The 21,083-nt window shown below is 62.4% G+C and carries 25 protein-coding genes; 12 read left to right on the top strand and 13 right to left on the bottom strand.

The window, feature by feature from the left end:
• Positions 1 to 77: 77 nt before the first annotated feature.
• Both C5F71_RS09125 and C5F71_RS09120 read left to right on the top strand, forming a co-directional pair.
• Positions 78 to 1,187: a DUF3182 family protein gene (locus C5F71_RS09125; RefSeq protein WP_104911005.1), complete on the top strand. Its 1,110-nt coding sequence runs from the start codon at positions 78 to 80 to the stop codon at positions 1,185 to 1,187.
• Positions 1,177 to 1,932, top strand: coding sequence for a S9 family peptidase (locus C5F71_RS09120; protein WP_104911004.1), 756 nt, complete (start codon positions 1,177 to 1,179; stop codon positions 1,930 to 1,932). The genes C5F71_RS09125 and C5F71_RS09120 overlap by 11 nt, the downstream gene beginning before the upstream one ends.
• A gap of 5 nt (positions 1,933 to 1,937) precedes the next feature.
• On the opposite strand, the gene C5F71_RS09115 is transcribed toward C5F71_RS09120, so the two are convergent.
• Genes C5F71_RS09115 through C5F71_RS09105 form a run of 3 tightly spaced genes read right to left on the bottom strand, consistent with a single transcriptional unit; the run spans position 1,938 to position 4,937 of the window.
• On the bottom strand, positions 1,938 to 2,906 hold the full coding sequence (locus tag C5F71_RS09115; protein ID WP_104911003.1) for a lysylphosphatidylglycerol synthase domain-containing protein: 969 nt from the start codon (positions 2,904 to 2,906) through the stop codon (positions 1,938 to 1,940).
• Positions 2,884 to 4,161, bottom strand: a complete 1,278-nt coding sequence (clsB, locus tag C5F71_RS09110) for a cardiolipin synthase ClsB (protein ID WP_104911002.1) — start codon at positions 4,159 to 4,161, stop codon at positions 2,884 to 2,886. The genes C5F71_RS09115 and clsB overlap by 23 nt, the downstream gene beginning before the upstream one ends.
• A complete protein-coding gene (locus tag C5F71_RS09105; protein ID WP_104911001.1) occupies positions 4,158 to 4,937 on the bottom strand; it encodes an endonuclease/exonuclease/phosphatase family protein in 780 nt (259 codons plus the stop codon). The genes clsB and C5F71_RS09105 overlap by 4 nt, the downstream gene beginning before the upstream one ends.
• 594 nt (positions 4,938 to 5,531) lie before the next feature.
• Between C5F71_RS09105 and C5F71_RS09100 the strand changes: the two genes are divergently transcribed.
• Positions 5,532 to 6,416, top strand: a complete 885-nt coding sequence (locus C5F71_RS09100) for a sugar nucleotide-binding protein (protein WP_032867470.1) — start codon at positions 5,532 to 5,534, stop codon at positions 6,414 to 6,416.
• Between the two features lie 167 nt (positions 6,417 to 6,583).
• Here the strand turns inward: C5F71_RS09100 and C5F71_RS09095 are convergent, their stop codons facing one another.
• The 5 genes from C5F71_RS09095 to C5F71_RS09075 form a co-directional block, all read right to left on the bottom strand.
• A complete protein-coding gene (locus C5F71_RS09095; protein WP_029299417.1) occupies positions 6,584 to 7,282 on the bottom strand; it encodes an OmpW family protein in 699 nt (232 codons plus the stop codon).
• A 125-nt stretch (positions 7,283 to 7,407) separates the two neighbouring features.
• The gene (locus C5F71_RS09090) at positions 7,408 to 7,926 is read right to left on the bottom strand and encodes a DUF3299 domain-containing protein (protein ID WP_029299418.1); all 519 of its coding nucleotides are present in this window, start codon (positions 7,924 to 7,926) and stop codon (positions 7,408 to 7,410) included.
• Between the two features lie 11 nt (positions 7,927 to 7,937).
• Complete coding sequence (locus tag C5F71_RS09085) at positions 7,938 to 9,203, bottom strand: ABC transporter permease (RefSeq protein ID WP_029299419.1); 1,266 nt, start codon at positions 9,201 to 9,203, stop codon at positions 7,938 to 7,940.
• A gap of 1 nt (position 9,204) precedes the next feature.
• Positions 9,205 to 9,915 (bottom strand): ABC transporter ATP-binding protein, encoded by a 711-nt coding sequence (locus C5F71_RS09080; protein WP_029299421.1) that lies wholly within the window; start codon positions 9,913 to 9,915, stop codon positions 9,205 to 9,207.
• Positions 9,916 to 10,051: 136 nt separating this feature from the next.
• Positions 10,052 to 10,645 (bottom strand): DUF2796 domain-containing protein, encoded by a 594-nt coding sequence (locus C5F71_RS09075; protein WP_104911000.1) that lies wholly within the window; start codon positions 10,643 to 10,645, stop codon positions 10,052 to 10,054.
• A gap of 135 nt (positions 10,646 to 10,780) precedes the next feature.
• Here C5F71_RS09075 and C5F71_RS09070 point away from each other — a divergent pair, with 135 nt between their 5' ends.
• Positions 10,781 to 11,131: a hypothetical protein gene (locus C5F71_RS09070; protein ID WP_029299425.1), complete on the top strand. Its 351-nt coding sequence runs from the start codon at positions 10,781 to 10,783 to the stop codon at positions 11,129 to 11,131.
• Here C5F71_RS09070 and trxA read toward each other — a convergent pair.
• The 5 genes from trxA to C5F71_RS09050 all read right to left on the bottom strand — a co-directional run bounded on the left by trxA (position 11,128) and on the right by C5F71_RS09050 (position 14,442).
• Positions 11,128 to 12,000: a thioredoxin gene (gene trxA / locus C5F71_RS09065; RefSeq protein WP_029299428.1), complete on the bottom strand. Its 873-nt coding sequence runs from the start codon at positions 11,998 to 12,000 to the stop codon at positions 11,128 to 11,130. The two genes, C5F71_RS09070 and trxA, sit on opposite strands and share 4 nt — an antisense overlap.
• 72 nt (positions 12,001 to 12,072) lie before the next feature.
• Entirely contained in the window at positions 12,073 to 13,074 is a 1,002-nt protein-coding gene (locus tag C5F71_RS09060; RefSeq protein ID WP_104910999.1) for an Abi family protein, read from the bottom strand.
• Positions 13,071 to 13,235, bottom strand: a complete 165-nt coding sequence (locus tag C5F71_RS28900; RefSeq protein WP_158682858.1) for a hypothetical protein — start codon at positions 13,233 to 13,235, stop codon at positions 13,071 to 13,073. Before C5F71_RS28900 ends, C5F71_RS09060 begins: the two co-directional genes overlap by 4 nt.
• A 101-nt stretch (positions 13,236 to 13,336) precedes the next feature.
• Positions 13,337 to 13,990: a methyltransferase gene (locus C5F71_RS09055; protein WP_104910998.1), complete on the bottom strand. Its 654-nt coding sequence runs from the start codon at positions 13,988 to 13,990 to the stop codon at positions 13,337 to 13,339.
• Entirely contained in the window at positions 13,987 to 14,442 is a 456-nt protein-coding gene (locus tag C5F71_RS09050; protein WP_029299432.1) for a YbaY family lipoprotein, read from the bottom strand. The genes C5F71_RS09055 and C5F71_RS09050 overlap by 4 nt, the downstream gene beginning before the upstream one ends.
• 139 nt (positions 14,443 to 14,581) lie before the next feature.
• Between C5F71_RS09050 and nrdR the strand changes: the two genes are divergently transcribed.
• The 8 genes from nrdR (at position 14,582) to C5F71_RS09010 (ending at position 20,838) form a co-directional block, all read left to right on the top strand.
• Positions 14,582 to 15,046, top strand: a complete 465-nt coding sequence (nrdR, locus tag C5F71_RS09045; RefSeq protein ID WP_029299433.1) for a transcriptional regulator NrdR — start codon at positions 14,582 to 14,584, stop codon at positions 15,044 to 15,046.
• Positions 15,043 to 16,179, top strand: coding sequence for a bifunctional diaminohydroxyphosphoribosylaminopyrimidine deaminase/5-amino-6-(5-phosphoribosylamino)uracil reductase RibD (ribD, locus tag C5F71_RS09040; protein ID WP_104910997.1), 1,137 nt, complete (start codon positions 15,043 to 15,045; stop codon positions 16,177 to 16,179). Before nrdR ends, ribD begins: the two co-directional genes overlap by 4 nt.
• Before the next feature lie 47 nt (positions 16,180 to 16,226).
• Positions 16,227 to 16,889 carry a riboflavin synthase gene (locus tag C5F71_RS09035; protein ID WP_029299435.1) on the top strand — a complete coding sequence of 221 codons (663 nt, stop codon included), beginning with the start codon at positions 16,227 to 16,229 and terminating at the stop codon, positions 16,887 to 16,889.
• 15 nt (positions 16,890 to 16,904) lie between these two features.
• The gene (gene ribBA, locus C5F71_RS09030) at positions 16,905 to 17,996 is read left to right on the top strand and encodes a bifunctional 3,4-dihydroxy-2-butanone-4-phosphate synthase/GTP cyclohydrolase II (RefSeq protein ID WP_029299436.1); all 1,092 of its coding nucleotides are present in this window, start codon (positions 16,905 to 16,907) and stop codon (positions 17,994 to 17,996) included.
• Between the two features lie 90 nt (positions 17,997 to 18,086).
• On the top strand, positions 18,087 to 18,563 hold the full coding sequence (gene ribE, locus C5F71_RS09025; RefSeq protein WP_003176356.1) for a 6,7-dimethyl-8-ribityllumazine synthase: 477 nt from the start codon (positions 18,087 to 18,089) through the stop codon (positions 18,561 to 18,563).
• Positions 18,560 to 19,060, top strand: coding sequence for a transcription antitermination factor NusB (nusB, locus tag C5F71_RS09020; protein WP_029299437.1), 501 nt, complete (start codon positions 18,560 to 18,562; stop codon positions 19,058 to 19,060). Before ribE ends, nusB begins: the two co-directional genes overlap by 4 nt.
• A gap of 18 nt (positions 19,061 to 19,078) precedes the next feature.
• Positions 19,079 to 20,044, top strand: coding sequence for a thiamine-phosphate kinase (thiL, locus tag C5F71_RS09015; RefSeq protein WP_104910996.1), 966 nt, complete (start codon positions 19,079 to 19,081; stop codon positions 20,042 to 20,044).
• 65 nt (positions 20,045 to 20,109) lie between these two features.
• Entirely contained in the window at positions 20,110 to 20,838 is a 729-nt protein-coding gene (locus C5F71_RS09010; protein WP_029299439.1) for an ABC transporter substrate-binding protein, read from the top strand.
• Positions 20,839 to 21,083 lie beyond the last annotated feature (245 nt).

Genomic DNA, 21,083 nt, shown 5'->3' with positions numbered 1-21,083 from the left:
TTTGCCCCGAGCGTAGCTTGGCCTGAACCCTGCAACCCTGGTGCTACACACCTGCAAGCCTTGCCCAAGGGGGACGCATGACCCCGACCAACCGTAAAAAAATCGTGGTGGCCCACTCGATCCGGCCCGACGCGCCCCTTCACGAAGTGGAAACCAACCGCGCCCTCGCTCGCTGGCTGGCGCAAATCCTCGGGCTCGACTACGGCGGTAGTTACAGCGTCGACCTGCACGCCCAGGCGGACCTGTACCTGCTGCCCACCCAGACACTGGTCGGACCGGCCCAGGCATTGAGCCTGGGCGTAAAGGGCCCGGAGGACTTGTGGGGCGGTTACGTTGACCATGACTTCATCTGCACCAAAGCCATTACCCACGGCCTGCAGGGCCCTGACGCGGTGGCGCCCGAGGGCTGGTCGCCGCTGTTTGCCGAGCGGGTACGCGCGGTGGTGCTCGACGGCCTGAGCGTGTTTGCCGTGCAAGATGCTCGCGCGGCCGCCATGCAGTTGCTGGAGCTCGGGCCGATTCGCCTGAAGCCGGTGCATGCCTGCGCTGGTCGGGGCCAAGAGGTGGTCGACAGCCTCAAGCAATTCGACGCAATCCTGGCCCGCGCCGATGTGGCAGACCTGTTCGCCCAAGGTGTGGTGCTGGAACAAGACCTACAAGATGTGGTGACTCACAGCGTCGGCCAAAGCTTTATTGGCGGGCGGGTGTTCAGTTACTGCGGCGAGCAATACCTGACCCAGGACGGGCAGGGCGAAGCCGTCTACGGTGGCTCCAACCTGCTGGTGGTGCCGGGGTACTACGAAGAGCTGCTGACCCTGTCGCTTGGCGAGGATGTGCGCCTGGCCATTGAGCAGGCACAAGTCTTCGATAACGCCGCCGATGAGGCCTATCCTGGTTTTTATGCCTCGCGGCGCAATTACGACATTGCCCAGGGCCTGGACAGCCAAGGTACGCAGCGCAGTGGTGTGCTGGAGCAGTCCTGGCGCATGGGCGGCGCGAGCAGCGCGGAGGTCGCGGCGTTGCAGAGCTTTATCAACGATCCCGGCCTGCGCGCGATTCGCGTATCGTCCGTGGAGACCTATATCGACCAGCCATTGCCCGCCAATGCCATCGAGATCTATCGCGGCCCGGCAGAAAACAGCGACTTTCTTCTCAAGTACGTAACGGTCCAACCCTATGACGGCTAGAAGCGAAACCATCACCATTGATATCGACGATGAACAGATGAGCGGGACCTTTCTCAGTCCCAAGTCAAAAGTGCCCGGGGTGTTGTTTGTGCACGGCTGGGGCGGTAGCCAAGAGCGCGACCTGGAGCGGGCCAAGGGCATCGCCGGCCTCGGTTGCGTGTGCCTGACCTTTGATCTGCGCGGGCATGCTGGCAATGGCATTCCCTTGTCGCGGGTCACCCGGGAGGACAACCTGCGGGACTTGCTCGCGGCCTATGATCGCCTGCTGGCGCACCCGGCCATCGACACCTCGGCGGTGGCGGTGGTGGGCACCAGTTACGGGGGCTACCTGGCAGCGATCCTCACCTCCCTGCGCCCGGTGCGCTGGCTGGCACTGCGCGTGCCGGCGCTGTACCGCGACCAGCAATGGCACACCCCCAAGCGCGACCTGGATAAAGCCGACCTGATGGATTACCGCGGCACGCTGGTGCACGCCGAAACCAATCGCGCACTGCACGCCTGTGCCGCCTTTACCGGGGATGTGTTGATCGTCGAGTCGGAAACCGACGACCACGTGCCTCACGCCACCATCATGAGCTACCGCGCTGCCTGCCAGCAGACCCATTCGCTGACGCATCGGATCATCGACGGTGGCGACCACTCATTGAGCGACCCGGTGTCCCAGCAGGCCTATACCTCGATCCTGGTGGACTGGATCACCGAGATGGTGGTGGGCGAGCGGTTGAGCATCATCCAATCCCAATGACGGGTTTACGCGGGTGTTTTCTTCACCCGCAAAGCCTTGGCCTTCGCCTCTACGGCGAGGTACATCACCAGGGCGATCAGCAACGGCAAGATAAAATAGATCGCCCGGTAGGCAATCAACCCGGCGAGCAGGCTACCCCGTGAGGCTTCATGTTGTAGCAGGGCGATAAACACCGCCTCCAACACGCCAAGGCCGGCCGGAATATGCGTCACCACACCGGCAATCGCGCTGATCAGCAACACCCCTAACACCAGCGGATAGTCGAGCTTGGCCGGCAGCAAGGTAAAAATCACCGCCGCCATCAGCGACCAGTTCAACGCACCGAGGGCCAGTTGCAGGCATGCCATGCGCAGCGACGGCAGGTTGATCTCGATCCCGCGAATCGACCAGGCGCGCGTTTTCGAGAACTGACAGGCAGCCAGATAGCCGAGGCTCGCCACTACCAGCAACACGCCGACACCTTGCAGGGCGGCGCTACTGAGTTTCCAGCCCGGCGGCATCGTCACCAGGCCGCTGCTGAACACCACGCCGGCCAAGGCCATATAGCCAAACCAATTGGTGGCCAGGCTCAAGCCAAGGATTTTCGCAATATTGCCGTTGCTCACCCCCAGCCGCGAATACAGCCGGTAGCGCATGGCAATCCCGCCGACCCAGGCGCTGAGGTTGAGGTTGAACGCGTAACTGATGATGCCCACCGGCAGGATCTGCTTGGCGCGCAAGGGCTGGCGGATGTAGGTCCGCCCGATCAGGTCAAAGCACGCATATACCATGAAACTGCACAGCGTCAGCCCGGACGCGATCCACAAGGTGCGTAGCTTGAAGTCGCTGAGGGTGGCAAATACTTCGCTCCAGTCGATACGCCGCGCGAGCAGGGTAAAGAGTACGATCAGCAACAGGAAGAAGGCGACGGTCAGCGGCTTCTTCCAGCGTTTGAACGCGTGGCTGCGCGCATCAGCTGTGTGGGCTTGGCTCATGGTCCTGGCTCCCGGCATGCACGAAGGGTTTCAAGCGCGGTTTGTGTGCGGGCAGCCAGCCGGTCCAGGCCGGGAAATGCCGCAGTACATGGAACACCACAAACCCCACGGTCACCCGCCATAACCAGCCGCGCGGGGTGCGGTTTTCCGGCATGGTCTTGCAGTGGTTGTGGCTCAGGTCTTCTAGGCGCTCGAACAAGTGTTGATTGAACTCCCGGTCACGAATCAGCACGTTGGCCTCAAGGTTCAGTGACAGGCTCAACGGGTCGAGGTTGCTCGAGCCCACGGTGCTCCACGCCTCATCCACCAGGGCCACCTTGCCGTGCAGGGGGCGCTGGCAATACTCGTGGATCACTACGCCTTCCTTGAGCAGATAGTCGTAGAGCATGCGCGCCGCCAGCTTGGCCAGCAGCACATCGGGCTGGCCCTGCATGATCAATTGCACCTGCACGCCGCGCCGGGCGGCATTGCGCAGTTCCCGCAGCAGGCGGTAACCGGGAAAGAAGTAAGCGTTGGCGATCACCACGCGCTGGCGGGCGTGGCGCAGGGCGTGCAGGTAGGCCTCTTCGATATCGCTGCGGTGTTGCAGATTGTCGCGGTAGATCAGGCGTACCAGGCCTTCAACGTCGTCGGTCGCCCAGGACGGTTGCTGGCGCCGTCGCCAACCGCGCCGCGTGCGCACCGGGCGGCCACTTTGCGCCAGGGCAAAGTGATGCAGGTCCGCCACGGCCGGCCCGATCACCTGCACCGCATAATCCTGCTTGGCCTCGGGGCCGAAGTCCGCCAGATGGTCTGCAGAAAAATTGATCCCGCCGATAAACCCCACCTCAGCGTCCACGACCACGATCTTGCGATGCAGGCGGCGAAACCAGTTGGTGCGAAACCCCAGGGTCTTGGGCGCCGGGTCGAACATCTGGACCGTGACCCCGGCCTGGGACAACTCGCCGAGAAACCCGGGGCTCAGTTCGCCGCAGCCAAAGCCATCAAGACTGACCACTACCTTCACCCCACGCTGGGCGGCCTCGATCAGAATCCGGTGCAGTTCATGGCCGACCTTGTCTTCGAACAGAATGAATGTCTCCAGGAGGATTTCCTGGCGAGCCTGGCGCAAAGCCTCGAAGACTTTGGGGAAGTACGCCTCGCCGTTTTCCAGCAGTTGCACCTGGTTGCCGGGTTGCCAGCCGTAGTCCGGGTCCCTGGCCCTGGCGTCATCGGGTGGCTGATCGGTGGCGATATGTTCCACGGCGCCGTTCATAACTCAATCTCCACCGACAGTGGTGCGTGATCGGACAAGTGCGACCAGGGCCGGGCCGTCAGCACTTGCGCGTGATGGACCTTGAGGTTGCGCACGTAAATGCGGTCCAGCGGCAGCAAGGGCAGGCGCGCCGGAAACGTACGCGCCGGTTTGCCATGGGCCTGCACAAACACTTCCTGCAGGCCGCTGTGCCTCAGATCGGCCTGCTGGCGCCAGTCATTGAAGTCACCGGCGACGATCAGCGGCGCGTCGCCGGGGATCTCGGCCACCCGCTGGGCCAGCAATTTGAGCTGTTGTTGGCGATGCACCTCGCGCAGCCCCAGGTGCACGCAAATGGCGTGCACCTCCTGGCCGGTGCCGGGCAGACGTAGCACGCAATGCAGCAGCCCGCGGCTTTCGTGGCCGCTCTGGGAGATATCGAGGTTGTCATAGCGAATGATCTGGAATTTCGACAGCAACGCGTTGCCGTGGTCGCCATGGGGATACACCGCGTTGCGCCCGTAGGCGAACTGCGGCCAGATACTGTCGGCGAGAAACTCATACTGCGGCATGCTCGGCCAGTTGCTGTAGCGCCGGGGGTGGTGCTCATGGGTGCCATGCACCTCCTGCAAGAACACCACATCCGCTGCGACACCCCGCACCGCTTCGCGCAATTCCGGCAGGATGAAGCGTCGATTGAGGGCAGTGAAGCCCTTGTGGGTATTGACTGTCAGCACCTTGAAGCGGGTGATGGCAGCAGTGGGCGTAACAGGCACCCATTCTGGAATCACAGCCATGGTGGCTCCCGTGGGTTGGCGGGGCAGTGGCCTCCGTTCGTTAATGGCTGACTGTGGTGCTCGCGCGAAAGTTTCGACGATCCTACAAACGGCACCCCACTGCAGGAACCGGCTTGCCGGCGATAGGCATAGGTATCTACACAACTTTGCCGCAACGCCTAAATCCAGGCAGATAGCGCAGTTGTGGCGAGCGGGCTCGCCCCGCGCTGGGCTGCGAAGCAGCCCTAAAACCAGCCGCTACGGAGTATCTGATACACCGCATACGGCTTACTGGGGCTGCTTCGCAGCCCAGCGCGGGCGATGCGGCGTTCCGACAAGCCCGCTCGCCACGGGAGAGTTCGTCAGTTTCTGAAAGTTGTGTAGATACCTATGCCCCGAGCCTTGTACCGCCATTGCGTACGCCATCGCTGGCAAGCCAGCGCCTATAAGCGGGCGGGTCAGGATTGGTTACGAGCAGACCCTTAACGCCACTTAGTAAGTGACGGTTGCGTTACAAACCCGCAAAATGCAACGATTCTGGCAAATACCAACGGCACGGCATCAACGCCTGTCGACAATAGCCATCGTTCCAAACAGACCGGGCCTGCTCAATTTATGCGAATGCGCCTTATGTTACTGGGCGGCGGGAATGCCCTCGGGCAGGCGCTGATTCGCCTCGGTGCGGAGGAAGATATCGGTTTCCTCGCCCCGCGCCCGCCCCAAGACGGCTGGGATGCCGCCAGTCTTACCCAATTGCTCGACGACACCCGTCCCGATGCCTTGATCAACCTCGCCTACTATTTCGACTGGTTCCAGGCCGAGAGCGTGAACGAGGCCCGTCTGGCCGGGCAGGAATCTGCCGTCGAGCGCCTGGCGCAGCTGTGCCAACACCACAACATCACGCTGCTGCAACCGTCCAGCTACCGGGTGTTCGATGGCTCGCGCGCCACGGCCTACAGCGAAAAAGACGAGCCGGTGCCCCTGGGCCTGCGCGGCCAGGCGCTATGGCGCATTGAGCAGAGTGTGCGCGCTACCTGCCCGCAACATGTGCTGCTGCGCTTTGGCTGGTTGCTCGATGACAGTGTCGACGGTGCGCTCGGGCGCTTCCTGGCGCGTGCCGAGAAATCCGAGGAGTTGTTGCTGGCCGATGATCGACGGGGCAACCCGACGCCGGTGGACGATGCGGCACGGGTGATTATCTCGGTGCTCAAGCAACTCGATTGTGCGGCGCCGTTGTGGGGCACCTACCATTACGCCGGGCAAGAGGCGACCACCCCTGTGGCCCTTGGCCAGGCGATCCTCACCGAAGCGCGCAATTTCCATGCGCTGGCGGTCGAAGCGCCAACCGCCCAAGCCCACGCCGCCCGGCCAGACGCCGCCGACGAACCGCAACATGCGGTGCTGGCCTGCAAGAAGATCCTGCACACCTTTGGCATCAAGCCCCGGGCGTGGCGCGCGGGACTGCCGGCGCTACTCGATCGCTTCTACCGGCATAACTAGCTGACTGAACACAAAAAAATGTGGGAGCCCGTCCTGTGCCGGAACTGGCTTGCCTGCGATGCACACACCTCGGTCTTTCAAAGACACCGAGGCGATGCATCGCAGGCAAGCCAGCTCCTACACAAGCCGGGCTCCCACATTGTTGTGTAGCGTTTGTTTAACCTAGCTTAGAACTTGTAGCCGATACCGACCATGTAGACCATCGGATCCACGTCCACATTGACCTTGGCACGAGTGCCCGCCGCCAGGGCGTTGTTGTCGACGGTGGCTTTGGTGCTGATATCGATGTAGCGCACCTGGCCGTTGATCATCCACTTGTCATTGATCATGTAGTCCGCGCCGATCTGCGCGGCCCAGCCCCAGGAGTTCTCGGCCTTGAAGTTGCTGAAGCCTTCGCCCTGGGCGCGGCTACCAACGTGTTCGTCGTAGATCCAAGTGTAGTTGATACCGGCACCGACGTAAGGCTGGAACGCCGATTTGCTGTCCAGCGGGTAGTACACGACGCTCAGGGTAGGCGGCAGGTGCTTGAGGGTACCGAGCTTGCCGTTGGCGGCGCCGAGGGCGGTGTTCTTGATCTTCACATCATGCTCGAACGGCGTGGCGGCCAGCAGTTCGATACCGACGTGGTTGGTCAGCATGTAGGCGAAGTTGAGGCCCAGCTGCGTGTCGCTGCTCATGGTCGCCTTGCCACCCAGGTTGGTGCCGGCCAATGGGCCCTGGTCAACCTTGACGCTGCCGCTATCGGCCTTCGGGTTAACGGTGATGGCACCGGCGCGAACGAGGATGTCGCCAGCTTCGTGAGCGTGGGCGAGAGGGGCGGCGAGTGCAAGCGCGAAGAGGGAAGCGCTGAGCAGTGACTTGTGCATGGGTGGCTCCAAAGGACGTTTTTAGTTGGCTGTGTCCAATGGTAAAGATCGTTACGCGTGAGCCTTTGACTCAGCTCAATGAAACCGTGATCCGATAAGCCTGCTCCCATATTTGATTGAGGGTGCTATTCGGGCAACTCGTAGGCGTAGATCTTCTCGGCTTCCATCTGATAGCCCGCATCCGCCAGTTCGCTGGTAGACGGTTTTACCTGCATCTGCCCCTCGATCCAGTACGGCTGGTACAACTCCTCCAGCTTCACGCCGATCTCACTGCGTACATGGACAATCTGGTTGGACGGCGGCGGCGGCACATGGATGCAGGCGCCGAAGTACGGTACCAGCAGGAACTCAGTGGTGCGGCCTTCTTCGCTGACCTCCAGCGGCACGATATAGCCCGGCAGGCGGATGTGCTGGTCGTTGAGGGTTGCGACCACCGGCGCGTTGGGCAAATCCTGCTTGGCCGCTGGCGCTGCCTCTGCTGACAGGGCGTCGGCCATGTTCGACAGGTCGTGCAGCGGCGTCATATTCGGCACCTCCACCGGAGCGTCCGGTGGAATCATTTCCTGCCACGACAAATCCCGAGGCTCGGCGGCCCAGGCGGGCAGGGCGATCATCAATAACAGCGCAAGCAGGGCATGACGCATCAAAGCCTTCCTCATAAACGGATCGACAGGCCATCGGCCAAGGATTGGCGATAGGCGCGCCAGGCCGGCACGCTGCCCATCAGCAGGGCGGCGCCCAGAATACCGGCGAGCAGCGTCCATTCATACGGGCTGGGCAGCGCCAGCGGCAGGTCCAGCCCGTAATTGGCCTGCAAATAGCCACGGGACGCCGCAATACACACATACAGCAGGCCAACCCCCGCCACCACTCCGGCCAGGGCCAGGGCGAAGGCCTCGAAAATCAGCAGGCTCGCAATATGCCAGGGCCGCGCCCCCACGGAACGCAGGATCGCCATTTCCCGGCGCCGCTCATTGAGGCTGGTGAGGATCGCCGTGAGCATGCCGATCAACCCGGTCAGCACCACAAACAGCGAGATCACGAACAACGCCTTTTCCGCAGTGCCCATCATGCTCCACAGCTCTTGCAAGGCCACGCCCGGCAGGATCGCCAGCATCGGCTCGCCTCGGAACTCGTTGATCTGGCGTTGCAGGGCGAAGGTCGAAATCTTGTTGTTCAAGCCCAGCATAAACGCGGTGATGGCTTGTGGCGTGAGGTCCATATTGCGCGCCTGGTCGGCACTGATCCGGCCCTTGCCCTGGGCCGGCACGCCGTTGTGCCAGTCGATATGGATTGCTTCCATGCCGCCCAGGCTGATATGCAGCGTGCGGTCCACCGGGGTGCCGGTGCGTTGCAGAATGCCGACCACGGTGAAGGGTTTGTCATCGTGCTTGACCAGGCTGACCACCGCCACGCCGTGGGCGAGCACCAGCTTGTCACCGAGTTTGTAATGCAGCGCGTCAGCCACTTCGGCGCCGAGCACCACTTCAAAAGGGTCAGTGGCAAAGGCGCGGCCGCTGGCCAGTTGCAGGTTCTGCCTGCGCCCGTATTGGTAGTGCTCGAAGTAGGCGTCGGTAGTGCCCATCACTCGGTAACCGCGATGGGAGTCGCCCAGGGACATGGGGATCGCCCATTTCACCTGCGGGTTGGCGGCGAAGTGTTCGAAGCTGTCCCAGCGGATGTTGTTGGTGGCGTTGCCGATGCGAAATACCGAGTACAGCAGCAGGTTGACCGAGCCGGAGCGGGCGCCGACGATCAGGTCGGTGCCGCTGATGGTGCTGGCAAAGCTGGCGCGCGCCTCGGTACGCACACGTTCGACCGCCAATAGCAGGCACACCGACAGGGCGATGGCGAAGGCGGTGAGGATCGCGGTAAAGCGGCGGTTTGCCAGGCTGGCCATGGCTAGACGGAACAAATACATCTCAAACCTCGAGCGGCGTGGCGGCGCGATTGAGTTCGGCCAACGACAGGTTGCGGTCGAACAGCGAAGCCAGGCTCTGGTCATGGCTGACGAACAATAGGCTGGCGCCCGCCTCGCGGCATTCGGCGAACAACAATTGAAGGAAGGCTTCCCGTGCATCGTGGTCCAGGGCCGACGTCGGCTCGTCGGCGATCACCAGTTCCGGTTGGCCGATCAGTGCGCGGGCGGCGGCGACCCGTTGTTGCTGGCCGATGGACAGCGAGTCGGCGCGGCGTTCCAGCAAGCCCTCATCCTTGAGGCCCAGGTGCGCGAGCAAGGTCGCGGCGGCTTGATCGATGCTGCCATGCCGCTGGGTCGCGCGTTGCGCGCGCAGCTTGGAGAAATGGCAAGGCAGTTCGACGTTCTCGCGTACTGAGAGAAACGGCAGCAGGTTGAACTGCTGGAAGATGTAGCCGGTGTGGTCGACCCGAAACCGATCACGGGCGCCGGCCGACAGTTCGGTCAGCTCCTGGCCGAGCAAGCGAATGCTGCCACGCGTGGGTTTCTGCACGCCGCCCAACAGGCCTAGCAGGGTGGTCTTGCCGCTACCGCTGGGGCCCTTGAGAAACAGGGTTTCCCCAGGCTCCAGGCGAAACGCCGGGATATCCAGCAACTGGGGGTGCCCGGGCCAGTTAAAGCCCAGGTCGGACAGTTCGATCAGTGCTTGGGTCATGGGAACTCAGTATCACCTGCAGAGCGCGGTCACCTGTAGGAGCTGGCTTGCCTGCGATGCAGACTACGCGGTGTATCTGCGACACCGCGCCGATGCCATCGCAGGCAAGCCAGCTCCTACAGTTGAGCGTGTGGAGTCAGAATTTCAGGGTGGCAGCCTTGGCCGTCGTTTCAACACCCTGCTGGCCGCTCGGGCCGATCAGTTGTACCTGAATTTTCTGGGTGGCGGGGAAGGTCTTGAAGAGGTTCGCCAGGTCGAGGTTTTTCAGCGCGGCAGGGCTGGAGCAGGTGAACTGGTAGTGGGCGTGGATTTCACTGTGGTCATGGTCATGGGCAGCGGCGCCTTTGCCATCGGTGGCGTGGTCATGATCGTCTTCTGGCTTGTCGCCGAACAGCGGGCTTTCGAGCTCTTGGCTGCTGACCACACAACCGGCGGCTTTTGGCAGGCTGAACAGCGCCAAGGGTTGTTCCAACTGTTTACGGGCGGCGGCGACCTTGGCTTTGTCTGCATCGGTGGTGGCCAGGTGTTCGAAACCCACCAGGTTCATCGCCGGGCTTTCCAGCTCCAGTTCCAGGGCCTTGCCATCGAGCACCGCGTTAAGGCGGGCAACGCCATGCTCATGGGCGCCAAGGCTGCCGTGTTCATGGTCATGATCGTGGTCGTGTTCGTCAGCCGCCAGGGCAGCCAGGGGCAACAGGGCAAACGGCAAAGCGAGCAACAGGCGGCGCATAGAAAAACTCCCGGGCGTGAATGAATATTTTGTTATGTAATCTTATAACGAAAGCCAGAGGAGTTTGACCGTCTGCTTGGCGCAGCGCAAGACGCATGGGAGCATGCTCGTCAGAAAAGTCTTGGAGGACGAGCAATGATGCGAATTCGTGGAACCATCGGCGAGCTGCCCGTGGACTTGACCCTGGAGTTGGACGAGAGCGATTGGGCACGGCTGGGCGTACACCTGCAGGCGACCACGCCGGTGACGGGCGAGGCGCCTGTCACCCCCGCGCCGCTCAATCAGGACGCAAACCTGTGGCAGGCCGCCCAGGACCTGCTGCGCGAGGCCGGGCAACTCAGCGGGCTGGAGCTGTCGGATCGCCTCGAAGGCCTGGCCGGCAACGCCCAGGCGGGCAAGCGCCTGTTGGTACGCCTGCGCCATAGCGCCAAGGTGAAGGTGGCCAGCGGCGGGGATACGCCGCAATACAGTTGGATCGCTGATTAGTACAGCGCGGCGAACAACTTGCGGCGATACACCGTGACCAGCGGGTGGTCGTTGCCCAGCAACTCGAACACCTGCAGCAGCGTCTTGTGTGGCAGGCCTTCGTTGTAGCTGCGGTTGCGGATAAACAGCTTCAGCAGGCCTTCCAGCGCCGCGTCGTATTGCTGGCGGGCCAATTGCTGCACGGCCAGTTGATACGCGGCTTCATCGTCCTGCGGGTTTTGCGCCAGGCGGGCCTTGAGGTCGGCGGTATCAGGCAGGTCGGCAGCCTGGCGCAGGAAGGTGATCTGCGCCTTGGCACCGGCGAGGGCCGCCTTGTGTGCGTCGCTCTTGACCGCGTCGAGTACGGTCTGCGCTTCGCCCAGTTCGCCACGCTCGGCCAGGCAGCGAGCGTAGAGGATCAACGCCGCGGCGTTGGTGTTGTCTTCACCCAGCAAGGTCACCAGTACGGCCTCGGCCTCACTGATACGGCCCTCGGCAAACAGCGCCTGGGCCTGCTCCAGCGGGTCCTCATCGGCCGGTGGCGGCAGTTGCACATGGGGCTCCAGCAACGCGCGAATCTCAGACTCCGGCTTGGCCCCGGCAAACCCGTCCACCGGCTGACCGTCCTTGAACAGCACCACGGTCGGCAGGCTGCGAATGCCAAAGCGCGCAACGATATCCTGCTCGGCTTCGCAATCGACCTTGGCCAGCAGCAGCTCGCCCTGATAACTCTCGGCAATCTGCGCCAGCAACGGCATCAGCGCCTTGCATGGCGCGCACCATTCGGCCCAGAAATCCACCAGCACGGGTTTGTGGAACGAGTTTTCGATGACAGCCTGATCGAAGGTGGCGGTGGTGACATCGAAAATGTACGGCGTGGGCTCACTCATGGAGGTTCTCAAGGACGCGTGGGATGGGGCAACTATAAAGACTGGCGGTCTCTATCGGAAGCTGCGCAAGGATCAAGCGCGAGATACGTGCCAAAAAGGGTCCTGATACCAGTTACGAGGGAACCCCATCGCCTTTAGGTTGAGGTTGGGAAAGTCGCTGATCAGGTGATAAAGGTGTTGGTCCCAGCGAGTGCAGGGGCTGACCTGATACATCAGGTGGTTAAGTATGCAAAGTGTCGGAAAAATGCGGGTATGGGGTCCTGGCTGGAGGAGATGGTTTGGCCACGGGAAATTGGCTTTCCTCGGTAATTCAGGACGAATGCCCAGTTGCCGATTCCACATCCGTGAGTGATGGGCGCACATGTTCCGGACAGTGGTCAACGTGTGAAGCCAGGACTGCATCAGGGGGGCGGGAAGTCCCAGACGCCTGGCAATGGCTTTTTTATCCGCGTCCCTGGCCAGGCCTTTGTAGAGATGAGAGAGGTCACCCAGCGTCAACTCTTCCAGCATGGCCCAACTCGGCATGAGAGATGGGTGGTCGTAGGTAATTGGATAGTGGCGCGCGTAGCTTTCTTTGGCTCTTTGGCGTTTGAGATGGTCTTTTCGATTGCTGTCTGTGTGCAGTCGGTCGATGCGCAGGCATTCGCGTTCGTAGTCGCGAGCTGCCACAGACTGTTTGGTGTTTAGCGTTGCAAGCAGGCGTTGGTGGTCAAATGTTGGGTGAAAAGTCTGGCCGTCGATGTACCAATGGCTACCGTAGGCGGGGCCCATGTGATTACTGATGACTGCACGTGATGCGATCTCGACCCGCTCGATAGCATCCATAGCCAATAGGCGAAGACGTCGGTCGAAATCGTAGAGTCGTGCCAGTTGATGAAAATGGGTGCCAGCATGGAAGTGGTGGTCGATATCTTCCGGTTGTTGGAAGGGCCGCATATAGGGGCTTAATCGGAAGAAGCTGACCGACTGCAGGAAGCACCGGGCGCCTGTTTCGTCGTCAATTATCAAGCCCCGAGACTTGAGGAGTTCCAGCTGGGCCGGAACGTCAATGGCAGGTTTGTCGAACGCCCTCATGCCGGAAAATCACCAGGCATAAAAAACCCGCACAATTTGTGCTTGGTCGCTGGCGCAACCAGAGGCATGGCGGGTGTATTGCCAAGCAGGTTATGCAACTGCCCAGGCTTTTGCAACGCCTTTGGAGCGACACCGACCAGCGAAACAATGAGGAAATACATGCAGGTCGATCGTCCACGCCGCGTCGGGAGGACGGCATTTTCCATGTCCTCGCGGCCGCTGTCTTAGTCACTCTATTGCTGAAAATTTGTAACTCAGAGACCTAGCGCCGCGAATGGTACAGGCTCACCTTGCGAAACTCCCAAGGCTCCGCCAGATCCGGCAACGTCAACGCCTCCAGAATCCCCAGCCGCTGATAGTCCGGATGCTGGAAATCCCGCACCCGTGAATCGGCGACCAGCGCTTCTCGCCCGCGGGTGAGGAACTGATCCAGCAGCGGCAGGTTCGCCCGGTCGTACAGCACGTCCGCCACCAGGATCAGGTCGAAACGATCGGCCTCGGCAAAAAAATCCGCCGAATAGCCCAGCGTTACGCCATTGAGTTGAGCATTCGCCCGGCAGGCGCCGAGTGCCAGCGGGTCGAGGTCGCAGGCCACCACTTCCAGGGCACCGGCTTTTACTGCGCCAATCCCCGCCACCCCGGAGCCGGCGCCAAAATCCAGGACCCGCTTGCCCGCCACCCACTGCGGGTTGGCCGCCAGGTAACGGGCCAGTGCCAGGCCGCTGGCCCAGCAGAAGCTCCAGTAGGGCGGCTCGTGCAGGATGCGCCGGGTTTCCTCAGGGCTGAAGGCGCGGTGCATGTTGTCGGCGTCCAGCAGCCATAACGACAGGTCGGTGCCCGGTAACGGGCAGGGCACCAGTTGCGCGTCGCCGATCAGCTCGCTCAAGGCTCGTTGCAGGTGCAGCGGTGGCGTCATGGTGCGCGGACGAGTTGCAGTGGCCCGGTGGTCTGGGTGATCGGCTGCTGGATACGCACCGCCGGCAGATGCAGGATCAACTGCCCGGACTGGCTGGCGCGACCACGCAACTCAACGCGGGCGCCGCTAGGGAAGGCTTGGGGGTTGAAGCGCAGGCGGAAGGCCAGTGGTTTGTTGTTGCCGATCAGCACGCTGCTGGCCAGCAGTTGTTGCGGGCGGCTGCGCTCGTCGATCACCAGCAACGCCAGCTCGACTTCGGCGCCGGCCGGCACGCCATTGAGGGTGCCGCTCACTTCACGCTGATACGCCGGCAAAGGCCCGAGAGGCTCCTGGCCGGGGATTTTTTTCTCTTGTTGCGGCGTGGGTTGCGGGGCCGCTGGTTTTGGTGCCTCGCTGCTGCAGGCGACCAGAAAACTGAACATTGTGAGTAAAACCAGCGGTCGTAACGGCATGTACGGCTCCAAAAAGGGCAAAAATCCGTGAACTAAACATAAGAAACATAATAGTCAGCCTATATACCGTAAAGGCTATGGCTTGTCTTGCCACGGGGATGCGCTACCATGGCCCTCCCTTTTTTTGTTGCCTGCCACCATGCACTGTCCCTTCTGCGGTGCCAACGACACCAAGGTCATTGACTCGCGTCTGGTCGCCGAGGGCGATCAAGTGCGTCGCCGGCGCGAATGCCTGGCCTGCGGTGAACGTTTCACCACCTTCGAAACCGCCGAACTGGTACTGCCACGCCTGATCAAGTCCGACGGCAGCCGCCAGCCCTTCGACGAAGACAAATTGCGCGCTGGTATGCAGCGCGCCCTGGAAAAACGCCCGGTGAGTGTCGAGCGGCTGGAAGCGGCGCTGGTGCATATCAAGCACAAGCTGCGGGCGACCGGTGAGCGCGAGGTCAAGAGCCTGGTGGTTGGAGAACTGGTGATGGGCGAGCTGCAAAAGCTCGACGAAGTCGCCTACATTCGTTTCGCCTCGGTGTATCGACGCTTCCAGGACCTCAACGAGTTCCGCGAAGAGATCGACCGCCTGGCCCGTGAGCCGGTCAAAGAATGAACCTTCCTTCTGCTGAGCAGGCCGTGCTTGACGCCCATTACATGGCCCGCGCCCTCGAATTGGCGCGCAAGGGCCTGTACACCACCCACCCCAACCCACGGGTCGGCTGCGTGATTGTGCGCGACGGGCAGGTTGTCGGCGAAGGCTGGCACGAGCGCACCGGCGAACCCCATGCCGAGCCCAACGCCTTGCGCGCTGCTGGCGATAAAGCCCGGGGTGCCACGGTGTACGTGACCCTTGAACCGTGCAGCCATTATGGTCATACGCCACCTTGCGCCGATGCGCTGGTGACGGCTGGCGTGGCGCGGGTGGTAGCGGGCATGCAGGACCCGAATCCGGAAGTGGCCGGGCGCGGCATGCAGCGCCTGGCCCAGGCCGGTATCGAGGTGCTCAGCGGCGTACTGGAAAGCCAGGCGCGCGCCTTGAACCCCGGGTTCCTCAAACGTATGGAACACGGCCTGCCGTTTGTGCGGGTCAAACTGGCGATGAGCCTGGATGGCCGCACCGCAATGGCCAGTGGTGAAAGCCAGTGGATCACCGGCCCTGCCGCCCGCGCCGCCGTGCAGCGCCTGCGGGCCGAGGCCAGTGTGGTGCTGACTGGCGCCGACACAGTGCTGGCCGATGGCGCGCGCCTGACCGTGCGCGCCGCCGAACTGGGCCTGGATGCGCAGACCACCGCCCTGGCGATGTCGCGCCCGCCGCTGCGCGTGCTGATCGACGGCCGCCTGCGGGTGCCGCTCAACGCGCCGTTCTTCAAGGCCGGCCCGGCGCTGGTCATCACCTGCGTGACCCCCGAAAACCAGTTCCCCCGTGGCCCCGAATGCCTGGTGGTACCGGGTGTCGACGGCCAGGTCGACCTGCGCTCGGCGCTGGTGGCCCTGGCGGCCCGTGGCGTCAACGAGGTGCTGGTGGAAGCCGGTCCGAGCCTGGCAGGCGCGTTTGCCCAGCAGGGCCTGGTGGACGAATACGTGATTTTCGTCGCCGGCAAGTTCCTGGGCTCCGCCGCTCGGCCATTGCTGGACTGGCCGCTTGAGAAGCTGGCCGACGCCCCCCAACTCAAGATCACGCAAATGCGCGCTGTAGGCGACGACTGGCGAGTCACTGCCATCCCGCTCCCCCCAGCGAGCGTATAATTCCGACCGGGCGCCCAGGCGCCCGCACTGTTTTCCAGGAGAAGGCCATGTTCACCGGCATTATCGAATCCATCGGCAGCATCCGCGCCATGACCCCCAAAGGCGGCGACGTGCGCCTGTTGGTTGAAACCGGCAAGCTCGACCTTGGCGACGTCAAGCTGGGCGACAGCATCGCCGTCAGCGGCGTATGCCTGACCGTTATCGAACTGCCGGGCAACGGCTTTGCCGCCGACGTCAGCCGCGAGACGCTGGACTGCACCGCGATGAATGACCTCAAGGCTGGCAGCCCGGTCAACCTGGAAAAAGCCCTGACCCCGACCACCCGTTTGGGCGGCCACTTGGTCAGCGGCCATGTCGACGGCGTCGGCGAAGTGGTGGCGCGCAGCGAAAACGCGCGGGCCGTGGAGTTCCGCATCCGGGCCCCTAAAGAACTGGCCAAGTACATCGCCCACAAAGGCTCGATCACCGTCGATGGCACCAGCCTGACCGTGAACGCCGTGAACGGCGCCGAATTCGAACTGACGATCATTCCCCACACCCTCAGCGAAACCATCATGGCCTCATACCAGCCAGGTCGCCGGGTGAATCTGGAAGTGGACTTGCTTGCCCGTTACCTGGAGCGCCTGTTGCTGGGCGATAAGGCCGCAGAGCCTGCAGCCGGTAACATCACCGAAAGTTTTCTGGCCGCTAACGGCTACCTGAAATCCTGACCAAGGGGGTGCCGCGTGGCGCTCAATAGCATCGAAGAACTGGTTGAAGATATCCGCCAAGGCAAGATGGTCATCCTGATGGATGACGAAGACCGCGAGAACGAAGGCGACCTGATCATGGCCGCCGAGTTGTGCCAGCCTGAACACATCAACTTCATGGCCAAGCACGCCCGTGGCCTGATCTGCATGCCCATGAGCCGCGAGCGCTGCGAACTGCTCAAGCTGCCGCTGATGGCGCCGCGCAATGGTTCGGGGTTTGGCACCAAGTTCACCGTCTCGATTGAAGCGACCACCGGCGTGACCACCGGCATCTCTGCCGCTGACCGCGCCCGCACCGTGCAAGCCGCTGCCGCCAAAGACGCCAAGGCCGAAGATATCGTCAGCCCTGGCCATATCTTCCCGCTGATGGCCCAGCCTGGCGGCACCCTGGCCCGTGCCGGCCACACAGAGGCTGCTTGCGACCTGGCGCGCATGGCCGGGTTCGAGCCGAGTGGGGTGATCTGCGAAGTGATGAACGACGACGGCACCATGGCGCGTCGTCCGGAACTGGAAGCCTTTGCCGCCGAGCACAACATCAAGATCGGCACCATTGCCGACCTGATTCACTACCGGATGATCCACGAACGTACCGTTCAGCGGATTGCCGAGCAGCCGCTGGACAGCGAACTGGGGCATTTCAACCTGGTGACCTACCGTGACTCGGTGGAAGGCGACGTGCACATGGCCCTGACCCTGGGCAACATCTGCGCCGAAGAGCCGACCCTGGTGCGTGTGCACAACATGGACCCGCTGCGCGACCTGTTGATGGTCAAGCAGCCGGGCCGCTGGAGCCTGCGAGCCGCCATGGCCGCGGTTTCCCAGGCGGGCAGCGGTGTCGTGCTGCTGCTGGGCAATCCAGTGGATGGCGATGTGCTGCTGGCGCATATCCGCGAAAGCGCTGACCAGGTACCTGTGAAAAAACCGACCACCTACAGCATCGTCGGTGCCGGTTCGCAGATCCTGCGTGACCTGGGCGTGCGCAAAATGCGCCTGATGAGCGCACCCATGAAATTTAATGCGATATCCGGTTTCGACCTGGAAGTAGTAGAATACGTGCCCTCCGAATAAAGGCCGGCGATTATCGCTCCTTGTTCGCGGTTCAAATATCACTAAGGGGCGCGTCATAGACGCGTCCCGGCTCTTTAAGAGATTTGTCGAATGACCCTGAAGACCATCGAAGGTACCTTCATCGCCCCCAAAGGCCGCTACGCCCTGGTGGTTGGCCGCTTCAACAGCTTCGTGGTTGAAAGCCTGGTAAGCGGTGCCGTGGACGCCCTGGTTCGCCATGGTGTGAGCGAAAGCGATATCACGATTATCCGTGCCCCTGGCGCCTTCGAAATTCCACTGGTTGCGCAGAAAGTTGCCCAGCAAGGCGAATACGCAGCGATCATCGCCCTGGGCGCGGTCATTCGTGGCGGTACTCCGCACTTCGAATACGTGGCTGGCGAGTGCACCAAGGGCCTGGCCCAGGTGTCCATGGAGTTCGGCGTGCCAGTGGCCTTCGGCGTACTGACCGTTGATTCCATCGAACAAGCCATCGAGCGCTCCGGCACCAAGGCCGGCAACAAAGGCGCTGAAGCTGCCCTGTCCGCCCTGGAAATGGTCAGCCTGCTGTCGCAGTTGGAGGCCAAGTGATTTCCGACGAGAGCGATCGTTTCAACCCACGCGAGCCACGTCCTGCGGACGCCGGCAAACCGTCGAAGAACGAAAAACGCCGTGCTGCCCGTCAGCTGGCGACCCAGGCGCTGTATCAGCGTCAGATGGCGGGTACTTCGCTGAACGAAATCGAAGCGCAGTTTCGCGTCGATAACGACTTTACCTTCGCCGACCTGCCGTACTTCCACGACATCCTGCACGGCGTGCATGCCAACCTGAGCGAGATCGACACGGCCCTGGCACCTTGCCTGGACCTGACCCTCGAAGAGTTGGACCCGGTTGAACTGTGCGTGATGCGCCTGTCCACCTGGGAGCTGCTCAAGCGCGTCGACGTGCCGTATCGCGTTGTGATCAACGAAGGTATCGAACTGGCGAAAGTCTACGGTTCGACCGACGGTCACAAGTTCGTCAACGGCGTGCTCGACAAGCTGGCCCCGCGCCTGCGTGAAGCCGAAGTGAAGGCGTACAAGCGCTAACCTGCGCTTGGCTCCCTGATGGGCGAGTTCGAGCTGATCCGCACCTATTTCGCCGCCGCGCCCTGTGCGCAAGGCGGCGAAGGCATTGCCCTGGGGATCGGCGACGACTGCGCCTTGCTGGCGGTTCCCCCCGGGGAACAGCTGGCGATTTCTACCGATACCCTGGTGGCCGGCGTGCACTTTGCCGACCCCTGCGATCCGTTCCTGCTCGGCCAGCGCTCGCTGGCGGTGGCAGTCAGCGACCTGGCGGCCATGGGCGCCTGCCCCCTTGCCTTTACCCTTGCACTCACCACACCTACGGTCGCGGCCGATTGGTTGCAACGCTATGCCCAGGGTTTGAACGCCATGGCCCAGCGCTGTGGCGTGGGCCTGGTGGGCGGCGACACTACCCGTGGCCCGTTGAGCCTGACCGTCACCGTGTTTGGCCGTGTCCCGGCCGGGCTGGCGTTGACCCGTAGTGGCGCGCAACCGGGCAACCTGCTGTGTGTCGGCGGCGACCTGGGCAATGCCGCGGGGGCCTTGCCGTTGGTATTGGGGCAGCGTAGCGCCGCAGCGCAAATCGCCGAGCCGCTGCTGGGCCACTACTGGTCGCCACAACCGCAGTTGGCCTTGGGCATGGCGTTGCGGGGCAAAGCTACGTCTGCGCTGGATATCTCTGACGGCCTGCTGGCCGATTGTGGGCATATCGCCAAGGCTTCGGCCGTAAGCCTGGTGATCGAGCGACAACGGCTGCCGCTGTCGGCCGCGTTGCTGGCCTTTCTCGGCGATGAGCAGGCGCGTTCTGCGGCCTTGAGCGGGGGGGATGATTACGTCCTCGCGTTCACCTTGCCACCCACTGAGCTGGGGTCATTGCTGGCTGAGGGGTGGCCGGTGCATGTCGTCGGGCGGGTGGAGGCGGGAGCGGGAGTGAGGCTGCTGGATGCCGGTGGCCACGACATCACCCCGGCCGTGCGCGGTTATCAGCATTTTCGCGAGACGCCGTGACACGGCTGGCTGCGCTACCCTTTACAACGTTACAGAAAAGGTCGCTTTCCCAGGAGGACGTCATCATGGGCCTACGTCGCTGGTTGCTGATCCTGCTGTGTGTTGGCGCATCTGCCGGGTGGGCCGCTGACACTCCCGAAGTACCCGGCCAGATTCGCCTGGCCAGTGAAGCCTGGAATGACTACACCAACGCCGATGGCAGCGGCCTGGCCTGGGACGTGCTGCGGGAAGTCTTCGAGCCCGCCGGGGTCAAGGTCAAGATCCGCAGCGTGCCTTACACCCGTTCGGTCGGCCTGGCGCGGCGCGGCGAAGTAGATGCCTGGGTCGGCTCCTATCACGATGAGACCGAGGGCGTGCTGTACGCCCGCTGGAACTATGACGCCGACCACATCTACGCCCTGGGCCTGGCGAGCAGCCCAGAGCCGACGCTGAAGACGCTGGGTGCCTACCGCCTGGCCTGGGTGCGCGGCTACAAGTACGAGGAATACCTGCCCAATATTCACCGTTTCAACCAGATCGAACGGCGCGGCGGGATTTTGCCGATGCTCCAGCACGGGCGGGCCGATTTCTACATCGATGCCCTGGCCGAACTGAAATACATCCTTGGCCAAGCCGACGACCCCGCGGTGTTCAAGCTCACGCACATTGCCGAGCTGCCGCTGTTCCTGGGGTTTACCGACAATGAGCGGGGCCGGGCGTTGATGGCGTTGTTTGACCGGCGCATGGAGTCGCTGGTGACAAGTGGCGAGTTGAAACCCATCTTCGAACGTTGGCACCAGCCCTATCCGTTCTGATCACCCCGCTTTTATGTAGGAGCGAGCTTGCTCGCGAAGAACGTCAACGATAACGCTTGGTTGCAGGATAAGCGCGGCGCTCTCTGGTTCTTCGCAAGCAAGCTCGCTCCTGCATGCAAAGCTGAGCATTCATAGAACCAAGGCAAAGGCCAATCGAACCGATTGATCTTTATCAGCGATAATTCAGCTTAAGCGTGTGTAGGAACGTGCTGTTACAATGCCCGCCTCTGTGAAATCTGAAATCA

The sequence above is a fragment of the Pseudomonas sp. LG1D9 genome (assembly GCF_002949995.1).
GTDB classification, from domain to species: domain Bacteria; phylum Pseudomonadota; class Gammaproteobacteria; order Pseudomonadales; family Pseudomonadaceae; genus Aquipseudomonas; species Aquipseudomonas proteolytica.
The sequence above is the reverse complement of the archived record's forward strand: the minus strand, read 5'-3'. Positions and strand labels throughout refer to the sequence as shown.